Annotated in this window: 21 protein-coding genes; 6 read left to right on the forward strand and 15 right to left on the reverse strand. The window is 66.6% G+C overall.

What is annotated here, in order from left to right; all coding sequences use genetic code 11:
* Positions 1–109 precede the first annotated feature (109 nt).
* Genes ccsB through BJG92_RS10640 form a run of 5 tightly spaced genes read right to left on the reverse strand, consistent with a single transcriptional unit; the run spans position 110 to position 5152 of the window.
* Positions 110–1219, reverse strand: a complete 1110-nt coding sequence (ccsB, locus tag BJG92_RS10620; RefSeq protein WP_232083980.1) for a c-type cytochrome biogenesis protein CcsB — start codon at positions 1217–1219, stop codon at positions 110–112.
* On the reverse strand, positions 1219–3096 hold the full coding sequence (locus BJG92_RS10625; protein ID WP_232083981.1) for a cytochrome c biogenesis protein ResB: 1878 nt from the start codon (positions 3094–3096) through the stop codon (positions 1219–1221). Before BJG92_RS10625 ends, ccsB begins: the two co-directional genes overlap by 1 nt.
* The gene (locus BJG92_RS10630; RefSeq protein WP_232083982.1) at positions 3096–3851 is read right to left on the reverse strand and encodes a cytochrome c biogenesis CcdA family protein; all 756 of its coding nucleotides are present in this window, start codon (positions 3849–3851) and stop codon (positions 3096–3098) included. Before BJG92_RS10630 ends, BJG92_RS10625 begins: the two co-directional genes overlap by 1 nt.
* Positions 3852–3866: 15 nt before the next feature.
* Positions 3867–4484, reverse strand: a complete 618-nt coding sequence (locus tag BJG92_RS10635; protein ID WP_232083983.1) for a TlpA disulfide reductase family protein — start codon at positions 4482–4484, stop codon at positions 3867–3869.
* A 2-nt stretch (positions 4485–4486) separates the two neighbouring features.
* Complete coding sequence (locus BJG92_RS10640) at positions 4487–5152, reverse strand: histidine phosphatase family protein (protein ID WP_232083984.1); 666 nt, start codon at positions 5150–5152, stop codon at positions 4487–4489.
* A gap of 210 nt (positions 5153–5362) precedes the next feature.
* Between BJG92_RS10640 and BJG92_RS10645 the strand changes: the two genes are divergently transcribed.
* Together BJG92_RS10645 and BJG92_RS10650 are read left to right on the forward strand one after the other, a co-directional pair.
* Complete coding sequence (locus BJG92_RS10645) at positions 5363–5911, forward strand: YceI family protein (protein WP_232083985.1); 549 nt, start codon at positions 5363–5365, stop codon at positions 5909–5911.
* Positions 5912–6188: 277 nt separating this feature from the next.
* A complete protein-coding gene (locus BJG92_RS10650; protein WP_232083986.1) occupies positions 6189–6842 on the forward strand; it encodes a hypothetical protein in 654 nt (217 codons plus the stop codon).
* 71 nt (positions 6843–6913) lie between these two features.
* Here the strand turns inward: BJG92_RS10650 and BJG92_RS10655 are convergent, their stop codons facing one another.
* Both BJG92_RS10655 and BJG92_RS10660 read right to left on the reverse strand, forming a co-directional pair.
* On the reverse strand, positions 6914–7609 hold the full coding sequence (locus BJG92_RS10655) for a redox-sensing transcriptional repressor Rex (RefSeq protein ID WP_232083987.1): 696 nt from the start codon (positions 7607–7609) through the stop codon (positions 6914–6916).
* Between the two features lie 91 nt (positions 7610–7700).
* Entirely contained in the window at positions 7701–7961 is a 261-nt protein-coding gene (locus BJG92_RS10660) for a glutaredoxin family protein (protein ID WP_232083988.1), read from the reverse strand.
* Positions 7962–8068: 107 nt separating this feature from the next.
* Between BJG92_RS10660 and BJG92_RS10665 the strand changes: the two genes are divergently transcribed.
* Positions 8069–8887, forward strand: a complete 819-nt coding sequence (locus BJG92_RS10665; protein WP_232083989.1) for an HAD family phosphatase — start codon at positions 8069–8071, stop codon at positions 8885–8887.
* A gap of 131 nt (positions 8888–9018) precedes the next feature.
* On the opposite strand, the gene BJG92_RS10670 is transcribed toward BJG92_RS10665, so the two are convergent.
* The 3 genes from BJG92_RS10670 to BJG92_RS10680 form a co-directional block, all read right to left on the reverse strand.
* Positions 9019–9117 (reverse strand): 30S ribosomal protein bS22, encoded by a 99-nt coding sequence (locus BJG92_RS10670; RefSeq protein WP_003792170.1) that lies wholly within the window; start codon positions 9115–9117, stop codon positions 9019–9021.
* 204 nt (positions 9118–9321) lie between these two features.
* The gene (locus BJG92_RS10675; RefSeq protein WP_232083990.1) at positions 9322–9534 is read right to left on the reverse strand and encodes a helix-turn-helix domain-containing protein; all 213 of its coding nucleotides are present in this window, start codon (positions 9532–9534) and stop codon (positions 9322–9324) included.
* Positions 9535–9769: 235 nt separating this feature from the next.
* The gene (locus BJG92_RS10680; RefSeq protein ID WP_232083991.1) at positions 9770–10882 is read right to left on the reverse strand and encodes a 3-deoxy-7-phosphoheptulonate synthase; all 1113 of its coding nucleotides are present in this window, start codon (positions 10880–10882) and stop codon (positions 9770–9772) included.
* 365 nt (positions 10883–11247) lie between these two features.
* Here BJG92_RS10680 and BJG92_RS10685 point away from each other — a divergent pair, with 365 nt between their 5' ends.
* Entirely contained in the window at positions 11248–12645 is a 1398-nt protein-coding gene (locus BJG92_RS10685) for an alpha-hydroxy acid oxidase (RefSeq protein ID WP_269461923.1), read from the forward strand.
* Between the two features lie 18 nt (positions 12646–12663).
* Here the strand turns inward: BJG92_RS10685 and BJG92_RS10690 are convergent, their stop codons facing one another.
* A complete protein-coding gene (locus BJG92_RS10690) occupies positions 12664–13212 on the reverse strand; it encodes a helix-turn-helix transcriptional regulator (RefSeq protein ID WP_232083992.1) in 549 nt (182 codons plus the stop codon).
* Positions 13213–13289: 77 nt separating this feature from the next.
* Positions 13290–14513, reverse strand: coding sequence for an acetoin utilization protein AcuC (locus BJG92_RS10695; RefSeq protein WP_232083993.1), 1224 nt, complete (start codon positions 14511–14513; stop codon positions 13290–13292).
* Positions 14514–14616: 103 nt separating this feature from the next.
* On the opposite strand from BJG92_RS10695, the gene BJG92_RS10700 reads away from it, so the two are divergent.
* Together BJG92_RS10700 and BJG92_RS10705 are read left to right on the forward strand one after the other, a co-directional pair.
* A complete protein-coding gene (locus tag BJG92_RS10700; protein WP_232083994.1) occupies positions 14617–16050 on the forward strand; it encodes a TrkH family potassium uptake protein in 1434 nt (477 codons plus the stop codon).
* A gap of 40 nt (positions 16051–16090) precedes the next feature.
* The gene (locus tag BJG92_RS10705) at positions 16091–16729 is read left to right on the forward strand and encodes a TrkA family potassium uptake protein (protein ID WP_374199787.1); all 639 of its coding nucleotides are present in this window, start codon (positions 16091–16093) and stop codon (positions 16727–16729) included.
* A gap of 3 nt (positions 16730–16732) precedes the next feature.
* Here the strand turns inward: BJG92_RS10705 and proC are convergent, their stop codons facing one another.
* The 3 genes from proC to BJG92_RS10720 all read right to left on the reverse strand — a co-directional run bounded on the left by proC (position 16733) and on the right by BJG92_RS10720 (position 19510).
* Positions 16733–17566 (reverse strand): pyrroline-5-carboxylate reductase, encoded by an 834-nt coding sequence (gene proC / locus BJG92_RS10710; RefSeq protein WP_232083996.1) that lies wholly within the window; start codon positions 17564–17566, stop codon positions 16733–16735.
* A gap of 449 nt (positions 17567–18015) precedes the next feature.
* Positions 18016–19017: a Ppx/GppA phosphatase family protein gene (locus BJG92_RS10715; RefSeq protein WP_232083997.1), complete on the reverse strand. Its 1002-nt coding sequence runs from the start codon at positions 19015–19017 to the stop codon at positions 18016–18018.
* Between the two features lie 40 nt (positions 19018–19057).
* Positions 19058–19510, reverse strand: a complete 453-nt coding sequence (locus BJG92_RS10720) for an SseB family protein (protein ID WP_232083998.1) — start codon at positions 19508–19510, stop codon at positions 19058–19060.
* Between the last annotated feature and the right edge of the window lie 16 nt (positions 19511–19526).

Consider the following 19526-nt stretch of genomic DNA (forward strand, 5'->3'; position numbering starts at 1 on the left):
CTCGGGACTTTAGGCACACCGGGAAGCCCTCGTGGTTTGCCCTGAATGGCCGCTAAGCCGGGCGGCTTAGCGGCCATTCAGGGCAAACCACGAGGGCTTCCCGGTGTGCCTAAAGTCCCGAGTAGGAGTGCAGCCCGTTGAAGAACTGGTTCACGATGGTGAAGTTGAAGACCACGCACAGGTAGCCGACGATCGACAGCCAGGCCGCGCGGGTCCCGGTCCAGCCGCGCGTGGCGCGGGCGTGCAGGTAGCCGGCATAGACCACCCAGATCACGAACGTCCAGACTTCCTTGGTGTCCCAGCCCCAGAAGCGGCCCCAGGCCTTCTCGGCCCAGATGGCGCCGAACATCAGCGTGAAGGTCCAGCCCACGAAGGCAATGGCGTTGATCCGGTAGGACAGGTTTTCCAGGCTCAGGGCCGACGGAACCAGCCGCATGAAGCCGAGCTTGTCCGCGCCGCCGGCCGCGATGCTCTTCTGCCGGTGCGACTGGACGAGCTGCAATGCGGACATCGCGAAGGTCAGGGTGAACAGCGCAGAGGACAGCACGGCAATGGAGACGTGGATGATCAGCCAGTAGCTTTGCAGCGCGGGAACCAAGTGCCCCACCGGCGTCCAGAAAGCCACAGACGCCGCCACCAGCATGATGATCGCAAGGCCAATGACGAACGTGCCAAGGAAGCGCAGGTCACGGCGAATCAGCACCAGCAGGAACACGGCCACGACAACAAATGCTCCGGTGGTCAGGAACTCGTACATGTTGCCCCACGGCACCCGGCCCGAGCCGATCGCGCGCGTGATGACGCCGGCGGCGTGGATGGCAGCGCCCAGGACAGTCACAGCGACGGCAACCCGGGCGGGTACACGGCGTTCGCCGGCGTAGCGCATGCCGCCGTCGGCGGTCTGACCAATGCCGGCGTCGCCCTGCTGCGCGGCGCGCGAGACGGACGACGACGGACGCTCGGCCCGGCCAACAGGCCCGGCCACGTCCGCGTCGGCACGGTCCACGGCAGCCGGGGCGGCCCCCGCGCCGGCAGCTACGGGTACTTTGGCTGCCACGGCTCCGGAGAGCGTGGCGGCCTTAAGATCCACCGCCCGGAGCACCTTGCTGCTCTTGGCCAGGTCCCAGGCGAAGGCGATGAACGCCACCGTGTACGTCCCGGCCGCGAGGAGCATAAACAGCTCGCTGAACTGGCCCATGGTTTCGTTGATGGGGAACATTACTGATCCTTCTTTGACTCAGGCGAGCCGGCTGATGACGGGATGAAGTCTGTTGCGTGGGGGTCAGTGGGGGCCTGGGCCTGACCGTCGCCGGACACATCCGTGCCCGCCCGGTCATTATCCGCCCCTCCGCTGGGAGCTGACTGGGAACTGTCGGAAACAGCGGCGTCAACATCCCAGCCGCGTGCCAGCAGGGACCGGATCGCGGCGGCCTCCCCGGCGAGCCGGTGGTCTTCGCCACGGGCCAGGAGTCCGTATTCGACCATGGTGCGGCCGTCCTCGTGCGTTCCGGTCCGTACCCAGACCCGACGGCGGTTCACGTACAGCGAGGTGACCAGGCCGGCCACCGCCAGCAGCGCGAAGATGAGCGCGTAGAGCTGGCCGGGGTTGTGGTGGATGTCCACGCCGACGTAGCGCTTCACGCCGTCGAAGCTGATGGAGCCCTTACCGTCCGGGAGGGTGTGGGTGGTCCCCGGGGTCAGGACGATACCTTTGGTGTCCAGGTTCCGGGCGTTCAGTGGCGTCAGCTTCCTGACGTCGAGCTCGAAGACGTTCTGCGGCGAGCCGTCGTTCAGGCCGAGGTCGCCGTAGTAGGAGTTCAACGTCAGCTGCGGGTTGATCAGCTCGGGATCGCCGCTGAACGAGACGCCCTGATCGGTGACGAAGGCGGTGGGCAGGAAGAAGCCGGCGAAGGCGAGCTGCTCCGGTTTGGCGTCCGGAACCTTGACGACCACCGAGGAGTAGTAGTTATCGCCCTGCAGCTTGGCCACGACGGGGCCCTGCATGGCGACGTTCCCTGCGCCATCGCGGACAGTGACCACAGGGGCGTAGCCGTTGCCTGTCAGGTACATGCTGGTGCCGCCGAGGCTGAGCGGGTCGTTGACCTTCAACACCTCTTTCTTGGCGGGCGCGTCGGGGGTTTCCTTGGTGGTCACATCGGCCTTGAAATTGATGGGCTGGCCGAACTTGCCCTTTGATTCGCGGTCGAAGGTGATCTGGAACTTATCCAGCTGGACCGAGTACGGCTGGAGCTGGCTGCTCTGGAAGTTGGTGCCCGGGGTGAACTGGTCGTAGCCCACGAGGGTGTTGACGAAGGTGTCCCCCTCCACCAGGATCCGCTGCCCGCTGTAGCCGAACAGGCCGCCGACCGCGACGGCGACCAGCACGCCGATCAGCGAGGTATGGAAAAGCAGGTTGCCGACTTCGCGAAGGAAGCCGCGCTCCGCCCCCAAAGACGGCCGTTTACCGTCGCGGTCGCGCACGTCGACGCGGTAGCCGCGCTTCTTCAGCAGCCCGGCGGCATCGGTGATGGCCTGCGATGCCGGGATTCCGGCGTCGGCGGGGATGACGAGCGTGCCGTATTCGGGCAGCCGGGATAGCCGTGCGGGAGTGCGCGGAGGCTGGGAGCGCATCGCCTTGTAGTGCGCGATGGCCCGGGGAATGACGCAGCCGATCAGCGAGATGAACAGCAGGATGTAGATGGCCGAAAACCACGCCGAGGAGTACACGTCGTAGAGCTGGACTGAATCCAGGATCTTGCCGTAGTCCGGGTGATCCTTGATGTACTGCGTAACGATCGAGGGGTTGGCGGGCCGCTGGGGAAACAGCGAACCCGGCACGGCGGCCACGGCGAGCAGCAGGAGCAAGAAAAGCGCAGTGCGCATGCTGGTCAGCTGGGTCCAGGCCCAGCGGAGCGTGCCCAGCGGGCCGAGCGCCGGGAGGACAGCCTCCGCCTTGCCCGCCGCGATCGGCTTGCCGGCGTCAGGCCCGGCAGCGTCAGGCCCGGCAGCGTCAGGCACGGACTCGCCCGACACGGAGGCGTCGGGCGTGGAGCCGGGGGCCGGGGACTTTTTCTTTACGTTCACTCGCTCGCTCATCAGATCGGCAATTTCACATCGGTTTGGAACCAGTACTGCAACCCGGCAACCCAGGCGCCCCACACGCCGCTGGCCATCAGGAGGCCCAGCACAATCAGGATGCCGCCGCCGGTGCGCTGGATGGCGAGCCGGTGCTTGCGGAAGAAGGACATCACGCCGATACCGCGGCGCACGGCCAGCGCGATCAGGAGGAAGGGGATGCCCAGGCCAAGGCTGTACACGAATGCCAGGAACGCCCCCTTGGCCGCGGACGAGCCACCGGAAAGGCTCAAGAGCTGCACCGCGGAATAGGTCGGGCCGATGCACGGCGCCCAGCCCAGCCCGAAGGTAATGCCCAAAAGCGGCGCGCCCCACAGCCCGGCGGGCGGCTTAGCGTGGATCTTGGCGTCGCGCTGGAGCAAGCTGAAGCCGCCCATGAACACCACTCCCATGATGATCACCAGCACGCCGAGCACCTGGGTGATCCAGGCGTTCTGGGATCCCGTGATCAGGGTGCCCATCTGGCCGAACGCGCCGCCGAGCAGCACGAAGATCACGGAGAACCCCAGGACGAAGAGCCCGATGCCTGCCAGCATGCGGCCGCGCTTCTGTTTCTGCAGGTCGACGCCGGTCAGTCCCGTGACGTAGCCCAGGTATCCCGGCACGAGGGGCAGCACACAGGGCGAGAGGAACGAGACGAACCCTGCCAGGAGTGCCACGGGGATGGCCAGCAGGAGCGAACCGCTCAGGATGGCTTCGGCGAAGGGGCTGTTCACGGGGCGCGCCGTCGGCTACTCGGCCACGGCGGCGGCGATAAGGGACTTGAGGGTGCCCTTCTGGATTTCGCCGAGGACGCGGGACGCCACCCGGCCTTGCTTGTCGAGGACCAGCGTGGTGGGGACGGCGCCGGGCGGAACCAGGCCGGAAACCGCCAGGAGCACGGCGCCGTCCTTGTCGTTGAAGCTCGGGTACGTGAGGTTGAAGGTCTGGTCGAACGCGTCCGCGGTGGCTTTCTCGTCGCGGAGGTTCACGCCGAAGAACTGCACTCCCTGGTCCTTGAACTCCTGGTGCAGGGACTCCAGCGACGGCGCTTCCACCCGGCACGGGGCGCACGCGGCGAACCAGAAGTTGAGCACGGTTACTTTTCCCTGGAAGTCACCGGCAGTGACGGCGGTACCGTCGAACAGCGTGCCCTTGATGGCAATGGGACTCTTGCGGTCCGCGACGGCGAACTCCGTCACCGAGCCGTCGCCGGCGACATAGTTCTTGTTGTCGCCGGCCTTGGCCTGCTGGGCCAGCGCATCGTCCTGCGCGCACCCGGAGAGGCCAAGCACGACGGCGATCGCCGCGCCGCCTGCAGTCAGGATGCTGCGGCGGGAAAGGGGTGCAGTGGGACCGCTCTTGATCATGCTCAGGCTCCGGGGGTGCTCGAGGCGCGGGGGAGAAGGGCGGCAGCCGGCTCGCTGTAATCGACGCGCACGAGGTTCCCGGCGTCGTCGAACACCAGGGAGGTCACTGACGTGAGCGTACATTCGCGTTTCCGCGGATCATGCCAGAGGGATTTCCCCTCCGCGCTGAGCCGCGTGGCCCAGATGGGCAGCTGGTGGCTGACCAGGATCGCTTCGGCCCCCTCGCCGCCGAGTTCGATGGCGCGCAGCCGCGCGTCCCGGACGGCCGCAATGACCCGGGCTGCCTGCTCCTTGTAGGGTTCACCCCAGGAGGGCCGGAACGGATTGTGCAGCATGGGCCAGTGCTTGGGCCGGAGCAGTTCCGCCTTGGTGACGTGGAGCCCCTCGAAGTAGTTGGCGGCCTCTATGATCCGGTCCTCGGTGGTGATCTGAAGGTTGAGCGCCTCGGAGATAGGCTGCGCAGTCTCCTGCGCCCGGGTCAGCGGCGAGGCGGCGAGGTGGGCGATTTTCGCACCCTGAGCGGACCGCTCGCTGAAGTGCTCCGCCAGCGTTCGGGCCATCTCCCGGCCGAGCTCGGACAGGTGGAATTCCGGGAGCCTGCCGTACAGGACACCATCGGGATTGTGGACCTCGCCGTGGCGGAGCAAATGAACAGTGGCTTGGGGCATGTGTACCAGTTTCTCAAAGATGTCGGGCGATTCGAAATCTTCTACAAGAAGTAGAACTGGGAAGACTGCAGAAATGTTCCCCGGAGGTGGAATAAAAGATGCAAATGCATGTTTATACTGGGTGAAGCAGTTAGTTGAGACTTCAACAAATGATTCCTCAACTAACGATCAGACCCACTGCACCACCCACCCGACTCAAGGAGAAACACCATGGCACTTCCCGCCAACGTCAACACCGGCATCTGGACCCTGGATAACTCGCACAGCGAAATCGCCTTCACGGTTCGCCACGCAGGAATCAGCAAGGTCCGCGGTCAGTTCAAGGACGCGGAGGCAACCCTTGACCTCACGGAGAACGTCGCCGACTCCACAGTCAACGCCACCATCAAGACCGCGAGCTTCGACTCCGGTGACGTCAACCGCGACGGCCACGTCCGCGGCGAAGACTTCTTCGACGTCGAGCAGTTCCCGGAAATCTCCTTCGTCTCCAAGAACATCGTTCCCAAGGGCGACGCTTACGAGCTGCAGGGCGAGCTCACCATCAAGGGTGTTACCCGCCCCGTGGCACTCGAGACCGAGTTCAACGGCGTTGCTGTTGACCCGTTCGGCAACACCCGCGCGGGCCTGTCCGCCGAAACCACCATCAGCCGCAAGGACTTCGGCCTGACGTGGAACGCAGTCCTGGAGGCTGGCGGCGTGCTGGTCAGCGACAAGGTTGCCGTCAACCTCGAACTGGCCTTCATCGCCCCCGCAGCCTAGTCAGCACCCCGGCCGGGCCGTTCAGCGCGGCGGTTCAGCGCGGCGGTTTGAAGCCGCCGGCACCCCGCTTCATCCCCGTGACGGAGCGGGGTGCCGTGCTTAACCCGCTGCGTCCCGGATCATCCTGGTGATGAAGATGAAGGAGGGCCGGGAATACCTCTCTGGAATGATCCGCGGGTGAGCCGGCCCGCGGTACGGTGGTCGTATACCATGCTGGGGGCAGGGCAGGATGCTGGTCCCGGCAGCCGATCCAGATCGACATGCAAAAGGACCGCCCATGAGTATCCCCCCAGTCCCGCCCGCCAATCCGGACGGCCCGACGCCAGGACAGCAGCCCCCGGCCGCGCCCCAATACGGCCAGAACGCCCCGCAATACGGACAGCAGCCCCCGGCCGCGCCCCAATACGGCCAGAACGCCCCGCAATACGGGCAGTCGCCCTATGCCCAGTACCCCTCCGCGCAGCAGGGCCCCGCGACTATGCCCAAGCTTGTCAACACGGCCTTCTGGGTCATCGTCGCCTCCGGCGTGGCATGGGTCATCTCGCTGCTCATTTCCCTGTCCGTGGTGGACACCCCCGCCATGCGGGACATGTTCGAGCAGCAAATGAGCACCAGCGGCGCCAACATCGGGTTCGAGGACATCAAGCCGTTCATCATCGGGACAACGCTCGTCTTTGGTGTCATTACCGCCGCCCTCTACGCCCTCGTCGCCTTCAACGTCCGCAAGGGCAAGAACTGGGCGCGCATCTTGGGCACGGTCTTCGCTGCACTTTCCATCTTCAGCCTGTACCCGCTGAGCCTAGGAACCCTCGCCGCCATCCTCGGCATTGCCGGCATGGTGATGCTGTACCTGCCGGCGACGTCGCCGTACTTCAGCAAGCAGCAGCCGTTCGCCAACCCGTACGGGCAGCCGGGTCCTTTCGGGAAGTAAATCCCGGAGAACAAGAGCAACAGCACGGCCACCACGCTCGGGGCGCGGGAGCCGGAGCGCCTGGCCGCAAACTAGTCAGCGTCCTCCGGGTCCTGCGCTCTTTGTGCGTGATACGCCAGGATCTGGAGTTCGGTGGCCATATCCACCTTGCGCAGGTTGACCCCCGGCGGCACCTGCAGCATCACGGGGGCGAAACTGAGGATGCTCCGCACGCCCGCGGCAACCACGCGCTCACAAACGCTCTGGGCAACCGCGGCCGGCAACGCCAGGACCACCATGTTGGCGCCAGTCCGCTGCAACACCGTTTCAAGATCGGCGGCGTCGCTGACCCGGAGCCAGCCCACCTCGCTGCCCACCACCATCTGGTCCGCATCGAAGATCGCCACGATATCGAAGCCACGGGATTCAAAGCCCCCGTACCTTGCCAGTGCCTTGCCCAGGTTGCCGGCACCGACGATCGCGACCTTCCAGTCATGCGTCAAGCCCAAGGCGGCGGCAATATGCCGGTTGAGGTATTGAACTTCGTACCCGACCCCGCGCGTTCCGTAGGAGCCGACGTAGGAGAGGTCTTTACGGAGGGTGGAGGAACTGACTCCGGACGCCTCGGCCAGGGATTCGGAGGAGACGCGGTCCACTCCTTCGGCCAGCAGCGCCGTGAGGGCGCGCAGGTAGATGGTCAGCCGGGATACGGCTGCGGGCGGAATCTGCTTGGCGGCAGTTACTGCTGCCCCGGGCACCGCCTGGGGAGATGATTCCAGCGAGGTCACTTTCAGCTCCATTGCGTCGCGTTGTGCTTTCCACTCTAGGGCCCCGGCAGTTCAGCCAACAAAGCAAGCGGCTGAGTGGACCACAGCCGCGTCAGGACTCTAGCCGGAGGGCCTTCCGCAGGGTCCGCTCCAGCCGGACCTCGTCGATCTTCCAGAAATCCCGCTGGATGCCATCCACCAGCACCACCGGGATCTCCTCCGCAAAACGTTCACGCAGCGACGCGTCGTCGTCTACCGACCTCTCGCTCCAGCCGATCCCGAGGGACTCCGTAACGCGCGCGACGGCGGCCCGCGCATCAGCGCACAGGTGGCAGTCAGCTTTGGTGATCAGGACGACGTCTGGTGAAGGCATGCCTCCACGGTAGCCCGGCGGCATGTCCGGCGTCGACGCGCGGCCCGTCGGCGCCGCCGCGCGGCCCGGGAGACGGGGGCCACCCCTGCATTGACTAGACTCGAGGCATGCTTGAGGAGAAGTACGACGCTGTGACCGGACCGCGTGCAGCGCCAGCGCAGCACGGCGAGGCCGCTTTCTTTGACGTCGACAATACCCTCATGCGTGGCGCCAGCCTCTTCCACGTGGCCCGCAAGATGCATCAGCGGGGAGCCTTTACCCTTCCCGAGGTCGCCGGTTTTGCCTGGAAGCAATTTATGTTCATACTGCGCGGCGAGAACATGGATGACGTGCACGCTGTCCGCGACTCCGCCCTGACCCTGGCCGCCGGCATTACAGTGGCGGACGTCGAGGCGCTGGGCGAGGAAGTCTATGACGAGATGATCGAGTCCCGGATCTGGCCCGGCGCAAAGGCGCTGGCCGAGCAGCACCTCCGGGTGGGCCGCAAAGTCTGGCTTGTGACGGGCACGCCGATCGAGGTGGCCACCGTGATCTCGACCCGGCTGGGCCTGACCGGCGCGCTCGGCACGGTGGGCGAGATCGTCGACGGCGCCTACACCGGCCGGCTGGTGGGCGAAATCCTGCACGGGCCCGCGAAGGCAATGGCCGTCCGCGGAATCGCCGAGAGCGAAGGCCTGGACCTCACCCGGTGCTGGGCCTACAGCGATTCGCACAATGACATTCCGCTGCTGGGAATGGTCGGGCACCCGGTGGCCATCAATCCGGACTCACGGCTCCGCCGCCACGCCCGCGAGAACAACTGGCCGGTCTACGACTTCCGCTCCGGACGGCGCGCCGCCACGCTTGGACTCAAGGCGGCCACCGTCGGCGGGGCCGTCTACGGTCTCTGGCGGGGCACGTCCCGCCTCCGCGGCCCCGGCCACTAACCCGACGCGCCGCCGTCGTCCGGATCCGGCGCCGTCGTCCGGATCCGCCGTCGTCCGGATCCGAAGCGAAACCCCAAAGAAAATGCCCGTTGCCGGGAAGGCAACGGGCATTCACATACTGTGAAGTATTTCTACTTCTTATTGCGACGCTGGTGGCGCGTCTTGCGAAGCAGCTTGCGGTGCTTCTTCTTGGCCATACGCTTGCGACGCTTCTTAATAACTGAACCCACGAAAGTTCCTTACCGGCTAGATGCAGTACCTGCCTGTTGGAAAGGGTCCGCGGGCTAAGCAGCAGACTGTACAACTGACAGGTTCTTACAATGACGTAAAACGTTCCTTAACAGGGTACCGCCTAACGGGGGCCCGCCACGACCGCAGCCACGCCCGGGCGCGGCCGAGCTACCAATCCCGGCGCAGAAGACGCGGCGGAAGGCTCAGGCTGTTTCCGTGTGCCCGTCGACAACGGCACCCTTGAGGTATTTTTCGACGGCGTTTTCCGGCACGCGGTACGAGCGGCCGAAACGGACCGCCGGCATCTCGCCGGAATGGACAAGCCGGTACACAGTCATCTTGGATACGCGCATAACGTCCGCGACTTCCGCCACGGTCAAGAAGCGTGCGTTGGAGAAGTTAGCCTCCGAAGACATTTCCCTATTCCTTTGCTCAAGCGAACGGCAGCCCCATCTGAACGACATGGCGGTGTGCCGATGCTGAGCCATCAAACAACCATGTGATAGATACTCTAGGGGCTCATGGTGCCAATGTGAAAGGCCCGCGCAGTAATCCCCCGGAGTTACCGGCCGCGGGGAACGTCGCGTTTACCCGTCAGGCTCGAAATCCGGCCGCCGCTGCCCCGTTCCGCGCCAGAGAACGCCGTCCTGGCTACCCGCGCGTCCGGCGTGTGCGGGCCGAGGCCGCCAGCTGTCCCAGCACCGATGCCGTCACGTCCCATTCCATGCATGCGTCCGTGACACTCTGCCCGTAGACAAGCTCGCCCCGGCCGGCGGCGTGCGCGGTGACGTCCAGGTTCTGTGCGCCGCCGACGAGGAAACTCTCCAGCATCACACCGGCGATCGCGGCTGCCGCCGGGCCGCCGCTCTCCAGCTGCGCCCCGACCTCAAGCGCAACCTCGGCCTGGCGGTGGTGATTCTTGCCGCTATTGGCATGGCTGGCGTCCACGATCAGGCGCGGGTTGAGCCGCTTGGCGGCCAGCTTGGCAGTGGCGGCGTCGACGTCGGGAGCGGAGTAGTTGGGGCCTTTACGGCCGCCGCGCAGGATGACGTGGGTGTCCGGGTTGCCGGCGGTGGACACCAGCGCGGCACGGCCCTCTCCGTCGATCCCGAGGAAAGCCTGGGGCGCACCGGCGGCGCTGCACGCGTCGAGCGCAACCTGCAGGTCGCCGTCGGTCCCGTTCTTGAACCCGATCGGCATGGAGAGCCCCGACGCCAGCTGGCGGTGGATCTGGCTTTCGGTGGTGCGGGCGCCGATGGCCCCCCAGGACACGAGGTCGGCCGTGTACTGCGGGCTGATGGGTTCGAGGAACTCGGTTCCCGTCGGCAGGCCGAGTGCAGTGACCTGCCGCAGGAACTGCCGGGCGGCGCGCAGCCCGGCAGCGATGTCGTGGCTGCCGTCAAGACGCGGATCGTTGATCAGGCCCTTCCAGCCCACCGTGGTGCGGGGCTTTTCGAAGTAAGCGCGCATGACGATCAGCAGATCCTCCCGGTGCTTTTCGGCCTGGCTGACCAACCGCCGCGCGAACTCCAGTCCGGCCCTGGGATCGTGGATTGAGCAGGGGCCGACGACCACCAGCAGGCGGCCATCGACACCATCCATGATGGCGCGGACCTCGTCCCGGCCGCGGCCGACGACGCCGGCCATGTGTGTGTCCAGCGGAAATTCCGCCACCATGTCCCGCGGGGTCGGCAGCGCCCTGAACTCACTGACGCGGAGGTCGGAGGTGGACTGCTGCGATTCGGGGGCTGCTTCGATGCTCATGTTCGGGTCCTGTTCCGGGAGAGGAGCGGGCCCTGAACAGAACCCGCCGAGAAAATGGCGAAGGGCAGAGAATGATCTCTGCCCTGTTGGCTCTGAAGGAAGGTCGGATGCGTGTCAGCTAGACGCGGGCCCCTCCAGAGCCAACGAAAAATACGCATACCAACGTTTTGTCATGCCACGACCCTAGACCCGGCGCCTGCCGCGGGCAAAACCGGCGGCGTAACAATTTCCGCCCGTCGAGCCGACGGTTCCCGGCAATGGTCCGCGCCGACGCTGCCGCGGACTGCGCACTCGGAGGGCGGCCACGGCGGCCCACTACAGTGTTGTGGAGCACATCCCGAAGATCCGCAGACCCGGAGGCCGCCATGACCCAGACCAGCGATCCCGGCAACCCCGGAACACCGTCGACGCCGGAGGACACCGGCGCGGGCGTCCGCACGTCCGGCGCGGGCGTCCGCCCGTCCGGCGCCGAAGTCCGCACGTCCGGAGCCGGCGTCCGCACGTCCGGAGCGGGGACGCGGGCTGCCGCGATACCCGACGCGCTCAAGCGCCGCGTTCCCAGATATTCTGACCTCGCCCCGCTGATGCAGTTCAAGAAGCCGGAGTTCAGCCGCGCCGCGAAACTGCGCCGGGCCAGCACGATCTGGGACCTCCGCGACCTGGCCAAGCGCCGCACACCCCAGGCCCCGTTCGACTACACCGACGGCGCGGCCGAAGCCGAGATCACCTTGCGCCGCGCACGCCAGGCCTTCCTGGACATCGAGTTCCGCCCGGGCATTCTGCGTGATGTGTCCCGCATCGATCTCGGCACGGAGATCCTGGGCAAGCCATCCCGCCTGCCGGTGGGGATCGCCCCGACGGGCTTCACCCGGATGATGCAGTCCGAGGGCGAGTACGCCGGTTCCCAGGCCGCCGCGGCCGCCGGCATCCCCTACACGCTGTCCACCATGGGCACCGCGTCCATCGAGGATGTGGCCGCAGCCGCGCCGGAGGGCCGGAACTGGTTCCAGCTCTATCTCTGGACGGACCGTGACCGCTCGCTTGAGCTGATCGAACGCGCCGCCAGGGCCGGCAACGACACCCTGCTGGTCACCGTTGATACCGCCGTCGCCGGGGCCCGCCTCCGCGACGTGCGCAACGGCATGACCATCCCGCCGGCGCTGACCCTCAAGACCGTGCTGGATGCCTCCTACCGCCCGGCCTGGTGGTTCAACTTCCTCACCCACGAGCCGCTGGCCTTCGCCTCGCTCTCGCGCTACGCCGGCACCGTCGCGGACCTGATCAACTCCATGTTCGACCCCACCCTGACGTTCGCGGACCTCGACTGGCTGCGCGAAACCTGGAAGGGCAACCTCGTGGTGAAGGGAATCCAGACCGTCGAGGATGCCCGCAGGGTGGTGGACCACGGTGCCGACGGCGTGGTGCTGTCCAACCACGGCGGACGGCAACTGGACCGCGCCCCGATCCCGTTCCACCTGCTCCCCGGGGTATCGGCAGCACTTAAGGCAGACCACAGCGACGCCGCGGTCATCCTGGACACCGGCATCATGAGCGGCGCGGACATCATCGCCGCCCTGGCCCTGGGCGCCGACTTCACATTGATCGGCCGCGCCTACCTCTACGGGTTGATGGCCGGCGGACGGGCCGGCGTGGACCGGGCCGTCGAGATCCTGGAAACGGACATGCTCCGCACCATGGCACTCCTGGGCGTCAGCCGGATCTCGGAGCTGACCCCGGACCACGTCCGGGTCCTCCCCCGCTGACCAACTGGACCTGCCGGGTTACTTCTTGCGGCCGAACTTGGGCAGGTTGGCCAGCAGGTCCGCGGCCCTGGTGGCGGCACGGCCCACCGTGCGGCCGATCTGCTGCGGCATCTTGTCCTCGCCGGCCGTGCCGACAGGGATCACGACGGCGGCGCTCAGCGGGCTTCCTGCGGGCCGGCCGGCCAGTGCCGCCGGCGGCTGTGCAGCAGCCGTAACAGTGGCGGTGGCGGCCTGGGCGAGGGTTTCCGGGACTGCCTGGGGCCGGGCGTCCGGAACCCGCTGCGCGTCGGACACAGCCGCGGCAAGCCCGACGTCGAACGTCTCCAGCCAGCTGGCGATGCCCGCCAGCGGCTTGGCGTTCAGGGTGTAGTAGCGCTTCTGCCCCTGCGCCCGCATGCTCACGAGGTCCGCTTCGCGGAGGACCTTGAGGTGCTTGGAGATGGTGGGCTGGCTAGCCTCGAGCTCCTGGACCAGCTCCCCCACTGCTTTGTCCCCCTTGCGGAGGGAGACCAGAATGTCACGCCGGGTTGCCTCAGCAATGACGGCAAATACGTCGTCTGTCACCATGCCCTCCACACTAGCGACATATACGCCCGATGGCATCCACCATTTCGGCCGCCCGCGGCCGGGGCCGCGGGCGGCCGTCAGTCGAACCAGGGGTCAAGGCCGTAGAGCGGGAAGACTTCCTTGCGGGTGGCCATCACGGCGCGGTCCACGTCGTCGTTGGGGTCGAAGCCGACTTCCCAGGAACGCCACCACAGGTCGACCCCGTCACCCATCGATTCGGGCGCTTCCACGCCGTACTTGGCCCCATACCTGTCCTTCACATACGCCCGCCAGTCCTCCGGGACCGCGGTGCGCAGTGGAACAGGACGTCCGGCGGCGATCGCGATCAGGTGGCTCCAGGACCGCGGCACGACGGTGATGACGTTGTAACCCCCGCCGCCGGTGGAAATCCACCGGTTCTCGCAGTAGCGGGCGGCCAGGTTGCCGATGGCGGTGGCCGCTTCGCGTTGGGCGTCGACGCTGATGTTCAGGTGGGTCAACGGATCCAGCCGGTGCGAGTCGCAGCCGTGCTGGCTGACGATCACCCCGGGCTGGAAGCTTCCGATGAGCTGCGGCACTACCGCGTGGAAGGCCCGGAGCCAGCCGCCGTCGCCGGTTCCGGCCGGCAGCGCCACATTCACGGCGCTGCCCTGCGCGTTGGGGCCGCCGATCTCGTTGGCGTAGCCCGTGCCCGGAAACAGGGTCAGCCCGGACTCGTGCAGGGAAATGGTCAGCACCCGCGGATCGTCCCAGAAGATGCTCTGCGTTCCGTCGCCGTGGTGCGCGTCGATGTCGATGTAGGCGACGCGCTGGACGCCGCCGTCGAGCAGCCGTTGAATGGCGATGGCTGCGTCGTTGTAGATGCAGAATCCGCTGGCCCGCTCCCGGGCAGCGTGGTGCATGCCGCCGCCGAAGTTCACCGCACGGACCGCGCTGCCATCCAGGATCGCGGAGGCGGCGAGGAGGGAGCCGCCGGCCAGCCGGGCGCTCGCCTCATGCATGCCGGCAAAGGCCGGATCATCCTCCGTGCCCAGCCCGCGCGCCTCGTCCGGGGCCTCCGGATCCGCGCTGACCCTCCGGACGGCGGCGACGAACTCCGGGCTGTGAACGGTGCACAACTCGGCGTCGCTGGCCACTGGTGGAGCGGACACCGTGACGTGCTCGAGGTCCAGGAGTCCGAGGCTGCCGGCCAGCTTCGCCGTAAGTTCCATCCGCTCCGGGGCCATCGGGTGGCTGTGACCGAAGTTGTAGGCGGTCATGGCAGGGTCCCACACCACCTTCGTTGGCAGTGCGGGCTGAGCGAGCCCCGGCAGGTATGTCATCAGTCTCAGGCTACCCGAGCGCCGCGGCTTGCTCCCCAGTCATTGCACGGCGTTTAGTGGTTTACTACTGAAGGAAGCAGTTTCAACCGAGGAAAAGCCACACATGACGCAAAGCCAGTCGAGGTCCAAGAGCCCGGCCAGCTGGCACCCCGGTGCGCCAGAGCGGGACGGCCTGTGGATCTTCACACGCCCGCGCGATTTCATCGACAGCATCGCCAACAGCTCGCCGGCGCGCCTTGCCGTGACCGCCTTCGGTGTGGTGGTCCTGATCTTCACCACCCTGCTCTCCCTGCCCATGTCCTCCGCCACGGGAGACCCGACCCCGCTGTACCAGGCCCTTTTCACCGCGGTGTCGGCCGTCTGTGTCACGGGACTGACCGTAGTCTCCACCGCCGTGCACTGGTCCTTCTTCGGCCAGCTCGTGATCCTGACGGGCATCTTCGTCGGCGGCCTCGGCACCCTGACGCTGGCCTCGCTGCTTGCCCTCATGGTCAGCAAGAAACTCGGCGTCCGCGGCAAGCTGATAGCGCAGGAGGCCATGAACAGCGCCGGCCGCCTTGGCGAGGTCGGCACCTTGCTACGGATCGTCATCGTTACGTCCGTGGTGATCGAGGGTGCACTGGCGCTGACCCTTATCCCCCGGTTCCTGGCGCTGGGCGAGAGCCTCGGGCAGTCGGTCTGGCATGGCGTGTTCTATGCCATTTCCGCGTTCAACAACGCCGGTTTCACACCGCACTCGGACGGGATCGTGCCCTACCAGACCGATCTGTGGATCCTCGTTCCGCTCATGATCGGCGTCTTCCTCGGCAGCCTCGGCTTCCCGGTGGTCATGGTGCTGCAGCAGAACGGCCTGAACTGGAAGAAATGGAACCTGCACACCAAGCTGACCATCCAGGTGTCCTTCATTCTCCTGGCGGCGGGCACCGTGCTGTGGGGGCTGATGGAGTGGGAGAACATCCGGACCATCGGCGGGATGAGCCTGGGCGACAAGATCACGCATTCGCTCTTCGCCTCCGTGATGACCCGCTCGGGCGGCTTCAATCTGGTGGACCAGAACCAGCTGGACTCCACCACGATGCTGCTGACTGACGCGCTGATGTTTGCCGGCGGCGGTTCGGCGTCGACGGCCGGCGGCATCAAGGTGACCACCATCGCCGTGATGTTCCTGGCGATTGTGGCCGAGGCCCGGGGCGACACGGACGTGAAGATCTACGGGCGCACCATCCCGGAAGGCACCATGCGGGTGGCGATTTCCGTGATCGTCGCGGGCGCCACCCTCGTCGCAGTGTCGGCTATGTTGCTCCTGCAGATCAGCGGGGCGTCCCTGGACCGGGTGCTCTTCGAAACCATTTCCGCGTTCGCCACGGTGGGCCTCAGCACGAACCTCAGTGCTGAGCTGCCGCCGTCGGGCGTCTACGTCCTCACGGCCCTGATGTTTGCCGGGCGCGTCGGGACCGTCACCCTTGCCGCCGGCCTGGCCCTGCGCCAGCGAAGCCAGCTGTACCACTACCCGGAAGAGAGACCGATCATTGGCTAATTCCTCAGGGGCCGTCAACCGCCCCGCCCACAACGCCCCCGTGCTGGTGATCGGACTGGGCCGCTTCGGCGCGTCCACCGCCGAGCAGCTGGTCAAGCAGGGCCGCGAGGTGCTCGCCATCGAACGCGACCCGAAGCTGGTGCAGAAGTGGTCCGGCGTCCTGACGCACGTCGTGGAGGCAGATGCCACGAACATTGATGCCCTCCGCCAGCTCGGCGCGCAGGAGTTCAGCTCCGCGGTGGTGGGGGTGGGAACGTCGATTGAGTCCTCGGTGCTGATCACTGTGAACCTCGTGGACCTGGGCATCGAGCACCTCTGGGTCAAGGCGATCACGCCTTCGCACGGCAAGATCCTGACCCGGATCGGTGCCCACCACGTTATTTACCCCGAAGCCGACGCCGGCGTCCGCGCCGCACACCTGGTCTCGGGGCGGATGCTGGACTTTATCGAGTTCGACGACGACTTCGCGATCGTGAAGATGTACCCGCCGCGCGAAGTCGTCGGCTTCACCCTGGACGAATCCAAGGTCCGTTCCAAGTACGGCGTCACAATCGTCGGCGTAAAATCCCCGGGCGAGGATTTCACCTACGCCCGGCCCGAGACCAAGGTATCCGGCCGGGACATGCTCATTGTCTCCGGACACGTGGACCTGCTCGAGAGGTTCGCTGCCCGGCCGTAGCGTCTAGGCGAGTTCCTTCGTGATCTCCGCGGCGCGTACCGTGGCGGCCCTGGCCCCTTCTGCGATGATTGCCGGCAGGCCGCGCTCGCTGAACGTGGCAATGGCGCGTTCGGTAGTGCCGTTGGGGCTCGTCACGGCTTTGCGCAGCGCGGTGGGGTCCGCGCCCGGCTCGGCGAGCATAAAGCCGGCACCGGCGACCGTTTCACGCGCCAGCAACAGGGACAGCTCTGGGTCCAGGCCCAGTTCGACGCCGGCCGCGGCCATCGCTTCGGCCAGGTAGAACGCGTACGCCGGGCCCGAACCGCTGATCGCCGACAGCGCATCCACCTGCTCTTCGGGGACCTCTACGACGGTGCCGACGGCGGAGAGGATGTCCTTGGCCAGCTGGAGCTGCTCCGCGGAGCAGCTGGTCCCCGGTGAGACGGAAACGACGCCGCGGCCCAGCCTGGCCGGCGTGTTGGGCATGGTGCGGATCACGGGCTGGCCGGCCGGCAGGGCCGCCTCCAGCTGCTCCAGCGACACCGCCGCGGCGACGCTGATCACGATCGTCTTCGGTGCCAGCGCATCGCCGATCTCCCGGGCCAGGTCCGCGATGCCCGCGGGCTTGACGCCCAGAATGACGACGTCGGCGCCGACGGCTGCCTGTTTGTTGTTCTCCGGCTCTTCCTCTCCGGCGATGGCGGTGATGCCGTGGTGGCTTTTGGCAAGGTCGGCCGCGCGTTCGGCGCGCCGGACCGTCGCGACGATGTCGGCAGGGGCGGTGCCGCCCTCGATCAGGCCGCCCAGGATTGCCTCGTTCATAGATCCACAGCCCAGGAATGCGATTCTGTTGCTCATGCCCCCATCATCGCAGTCCGGCCCGATTCACAGCTAGCTCACATCCTCAGCGCAGACTCTTCACAAACTCCGGGGCTAGATTGGGAAGTGCCTCATTGAGGGTGCGAATGATACGGCGGACATGCGGATGTCCGCCCGGCACCGGTGGTCTGCAGCGGGTTTCCCCCATTTTCCCGCAGCACACCGCCGGTGCCTTCGCCGTTTAACGGCCGCAGCTGCGTGCCGGACTGCTGGTGGGGTCCTTCCGCGGCATCGACGCATTGCCAGCCAACACACAGCCAAATCTGCTGGAACGCCCATGATCGGCCGTTAGCGTTGAAAGTGCCTCAACCAAGGTGCGAGTGATGATAGCTGGTCCTTCGGGACCGACGTGGCGCCGGGCGGATGCAGAAGAGTTCCCCCACATCCTTCTGCACTTTGCCGCCCGGCGCTTACTCGCCCGGTGCTGGCTACTCGACGTCGGGCGTCTGCAAGACCGCCGGAAGGGCCTGGGCCACGTGGGGTGCCGGCTCGAGCGGACCGTCGACGACCAACTGGTCCAGCCGGCGCAGAATCAGCCCCTCGCGGAGGGCCCACGGGCAGATCTCCATACTGGCGAACTCGAACAGCTCGAGGGCGGCCTCGGCCACCAGGGCCCCGGCCAGCAATTGCGGGGCGCGCGCCTCCGACACGCCGGGAAGGTGCAGCCGGTCCTCCGCCTTCATGGCCGAGATCCGCTGCGCCCAGAGGCCCAGGTCCGAGGAAAAGAGCTCCCGCTTGATGTAGGGGCCGGCGCCGCTTGGCGCAGCCCCGGCGATGCGGGCCAGCGAGCGGAACGTCTTGGACGTGCCTGCCACATGGTTCGCCTTGCCCAGCTTCGCGAAGTCCCGCACGACCGGCTTGAGCGTGGCCCGGATATACCGGCGCAGTTCCTTGACACTCTTGGCCGAGGGCGGGTCCTCGTGCAACCAGTCCCGGGTGAGCCGGCTCGCTCCGAGCGGGACCGACGTCGCGAATTCAGGGAGTTCGTCCTCGCCGTAGGCCATTTCAAAGGACCCCCCGCCGATGTCCAGGTTCAGGATGGATCCGGCGCCCCAGCCGTACCAGCGGCGGACGGCGAAGAACGTCATCGAGGCCTCTTCGCTGCCGGTGAGTTCCCGGAGCGTGACCGTCGTTTCGTGCTTTACCCGGGCCAGCACGGCGGGCCCGTTGGTGGCCTCGCGGATTGCCGAGGTACAGAAGGCCAGGAGGTCCTCGGCCTTGTGTTTGGCCGCGAAGTCCAACGCTTCGAGGACGAACTCGGTCAACTCATACTGGCCGTCCTCACTGATGCTGCCGTCCTCGTCGAGGAACTGCACGAGGGAGAGCGGTCGCTTGTGCGAGGCGAAAGGCACCGGGCGTGCGCCGGGATGAGCGTCCACCAGGAGGAGGTGGACGGTATTAGAGCCGATATCGAGGACGCCTAGCCGCATGGTGCCATTATTGCCCCCCGTGAAGCGGCCCGCCTAACGCTCAGGCGTGCCCGCCGTCGTTTTCGGGAGCGTCCGCCGGATCTTCTGTGGGCTTGAAGTCGCGCCGGATGTTGGCCACGCCTTCCGGATCGATTTCAAAGCCGAAAGCGGCTCCGGGGTTGATGACCATGCCGAGTTCGTCTCCGAGGTTGCCGAGGATCGCGGCACCCTGGGTGCCCAGCACGTTGGGAGCGGCAGCAAGGTACTGCTCGCCGACGCGGCTCGGGTGCGAGAACACAGCCAGGACCGGCAGCCCGGCGGAGTTCGCGAGCACCAGCGGTTCGACCTGGGAATCCTCGCCTTCGAGGGCATCCGAGCTGACGATGTAGACCTCGTTGTTGAGGAACGCCAGGATGACGTCCACCGGGTTGGCGTCGGGCTGCTCGCCCCGGGCGAGCTCCTCTTCGAGGTCATTCAGTGGCTTGAGATCCAGGTGATCGGGCTGTTCAGTCATGGTCCTACTCGATCAC

The sequence above is a fragment of the Arthrobacter sp. SO5 genome, from assembly GCF_020532805.1.
In the GTDB taxonomy this organism is placed as follows: Bacteria; Actinomycetota; Actinomycetes; order Actinomycetales; family Micrococcaceae; genus Arthrobacter.

What these genes read in the sequence shown, in the direction of transcription:
- BJG92_RS10680 (WP_232083991.1), bottom strand. Translation starts at nt 10,882, where the DNA reads ATGAGCATCGAAGCAGCCCCCGAATCGCAGCAGTCCACCTCCGACCTC.
- BJG92_RS10665 (WP_232083989.1), top strand. Translation starts at nt 8,069, where the DNA reads ATGCTTGAGGAGAAGTACGACGCTGTGACCGGACCGCGTGCAGCGCCA.
- BJG92_RS10635 (WP_232083983.1), bottom strand. Translation starts at nt 4,484, where the DNA reads ATGATCAAGAGCGGTCCCACTGCACCCCTTTCCCGCCGCAGCATCCTG.
- BJG92_RS10640 (WP_232083984.1), bottom strand. Translation starts at nt 5,152, where the DNA reads ATGCCCCAAGCCACTGTTCATTTGCTCCGCCACGGCGAGGTCCACAAT.
- BJG92_RS10685 (WP_269461923.1), top strand. Translation starts at nt 11,248, where the DNA reads ATGACCCAGACCAGCGATCCCGGCAACCCCGGAACACCGTCGACGCCG.
- BJG92_RS10695 (WP_232083993.1), bottom strand. Translation starts at nt 14,513, where the DNA reads ATGACATACCTGCCGGGGCTCGCTCAGCCCGCACTGCCAACGAAGGTG.
- BJG92_RS10645 (WP_232083985.1), top strand. Translation starts at nt 5,363, where the DNA reads ATGGCACTTCCCGCCAACGTCAACACCGGCATCTGGACCCTGGATAAC.
- BJG92_RS10720 (WP_232083998.1), bottom strand. Translation starts at nt 19,510, where the DNA reads ATGACTGAACAGCCCGATCACCTGGATCTCAAGCCACTGAATGACCTC.
- BJG92_RS10660 (WP_232083988.1), bottom strand. Translation starts at nt 7,961, where the DNA reads ATGCCTTCACCAGACGTCGTCCTGATCACCAAAGCTGACTGCCACCTG.
- BJG92_RS10625 (WP_232083981.1), bottom strand. Translation starts at nt 3,096, where the DNA reads ATGAGCGAGCGAGTGAACGTAAAGAAAAAGTCCCCGGCCCCCGGCTCC.
- BJG92_RS10650 (WP_232083986.1), top strand. Translation starts at nt 6,189, where the DNA reads ATGAGTATCCCCCCAGTCCCGCCCGCCAATCCGGACGGCCCGACGCCA.
- BJG92_RS10715 (WP_232083997.1), bottom strand. Translation starts at nt 19,017, where the DNA reads ATGCGGCTAGGCGTCCTCGATATCGGCTCTAATACCGTCCACCTCCTC.
- BJG92_RS10675 (WP_232083990.1), bottom strand. Translation starts at nt 9,534, where the DNA reads ATGTCTTCGGAGGCTAACTTCTCCAACGCACGCTTCTTGACCGTGGCG.
- BJG92_RS10700 (WP_232083994.1), top strand. Translation starts at nt 14,617, where the DNA reads ATGACGCAAAGCCAGTCGAGGTCCAAGAGCCCGGCCAGCTGGCACCCC.
- ccsB (WP_232083980.1), bottom strand. Translation starts at nt 1,219, where the DNA reads ATGTTCCCCATCAACGAAACCATGGGCCAGTTCAGCGAGCTGTTTATG.
- BJG92_RS10690 (WP_232083992.1), bottom strand. Translation starts at nt 13,212, where the DNA reads ATGGTGACAGACGACGTATTTGCCGTCATTGCTGAGGCAACCCGGCGT.
- proC (WP_232083996.1), bottom strand. Translation starts at nt 17,566, where the DNA reads ATGAGCAACAGAATCGCATTCCTGGGCTGTGGATCTATGAACGAGGCA.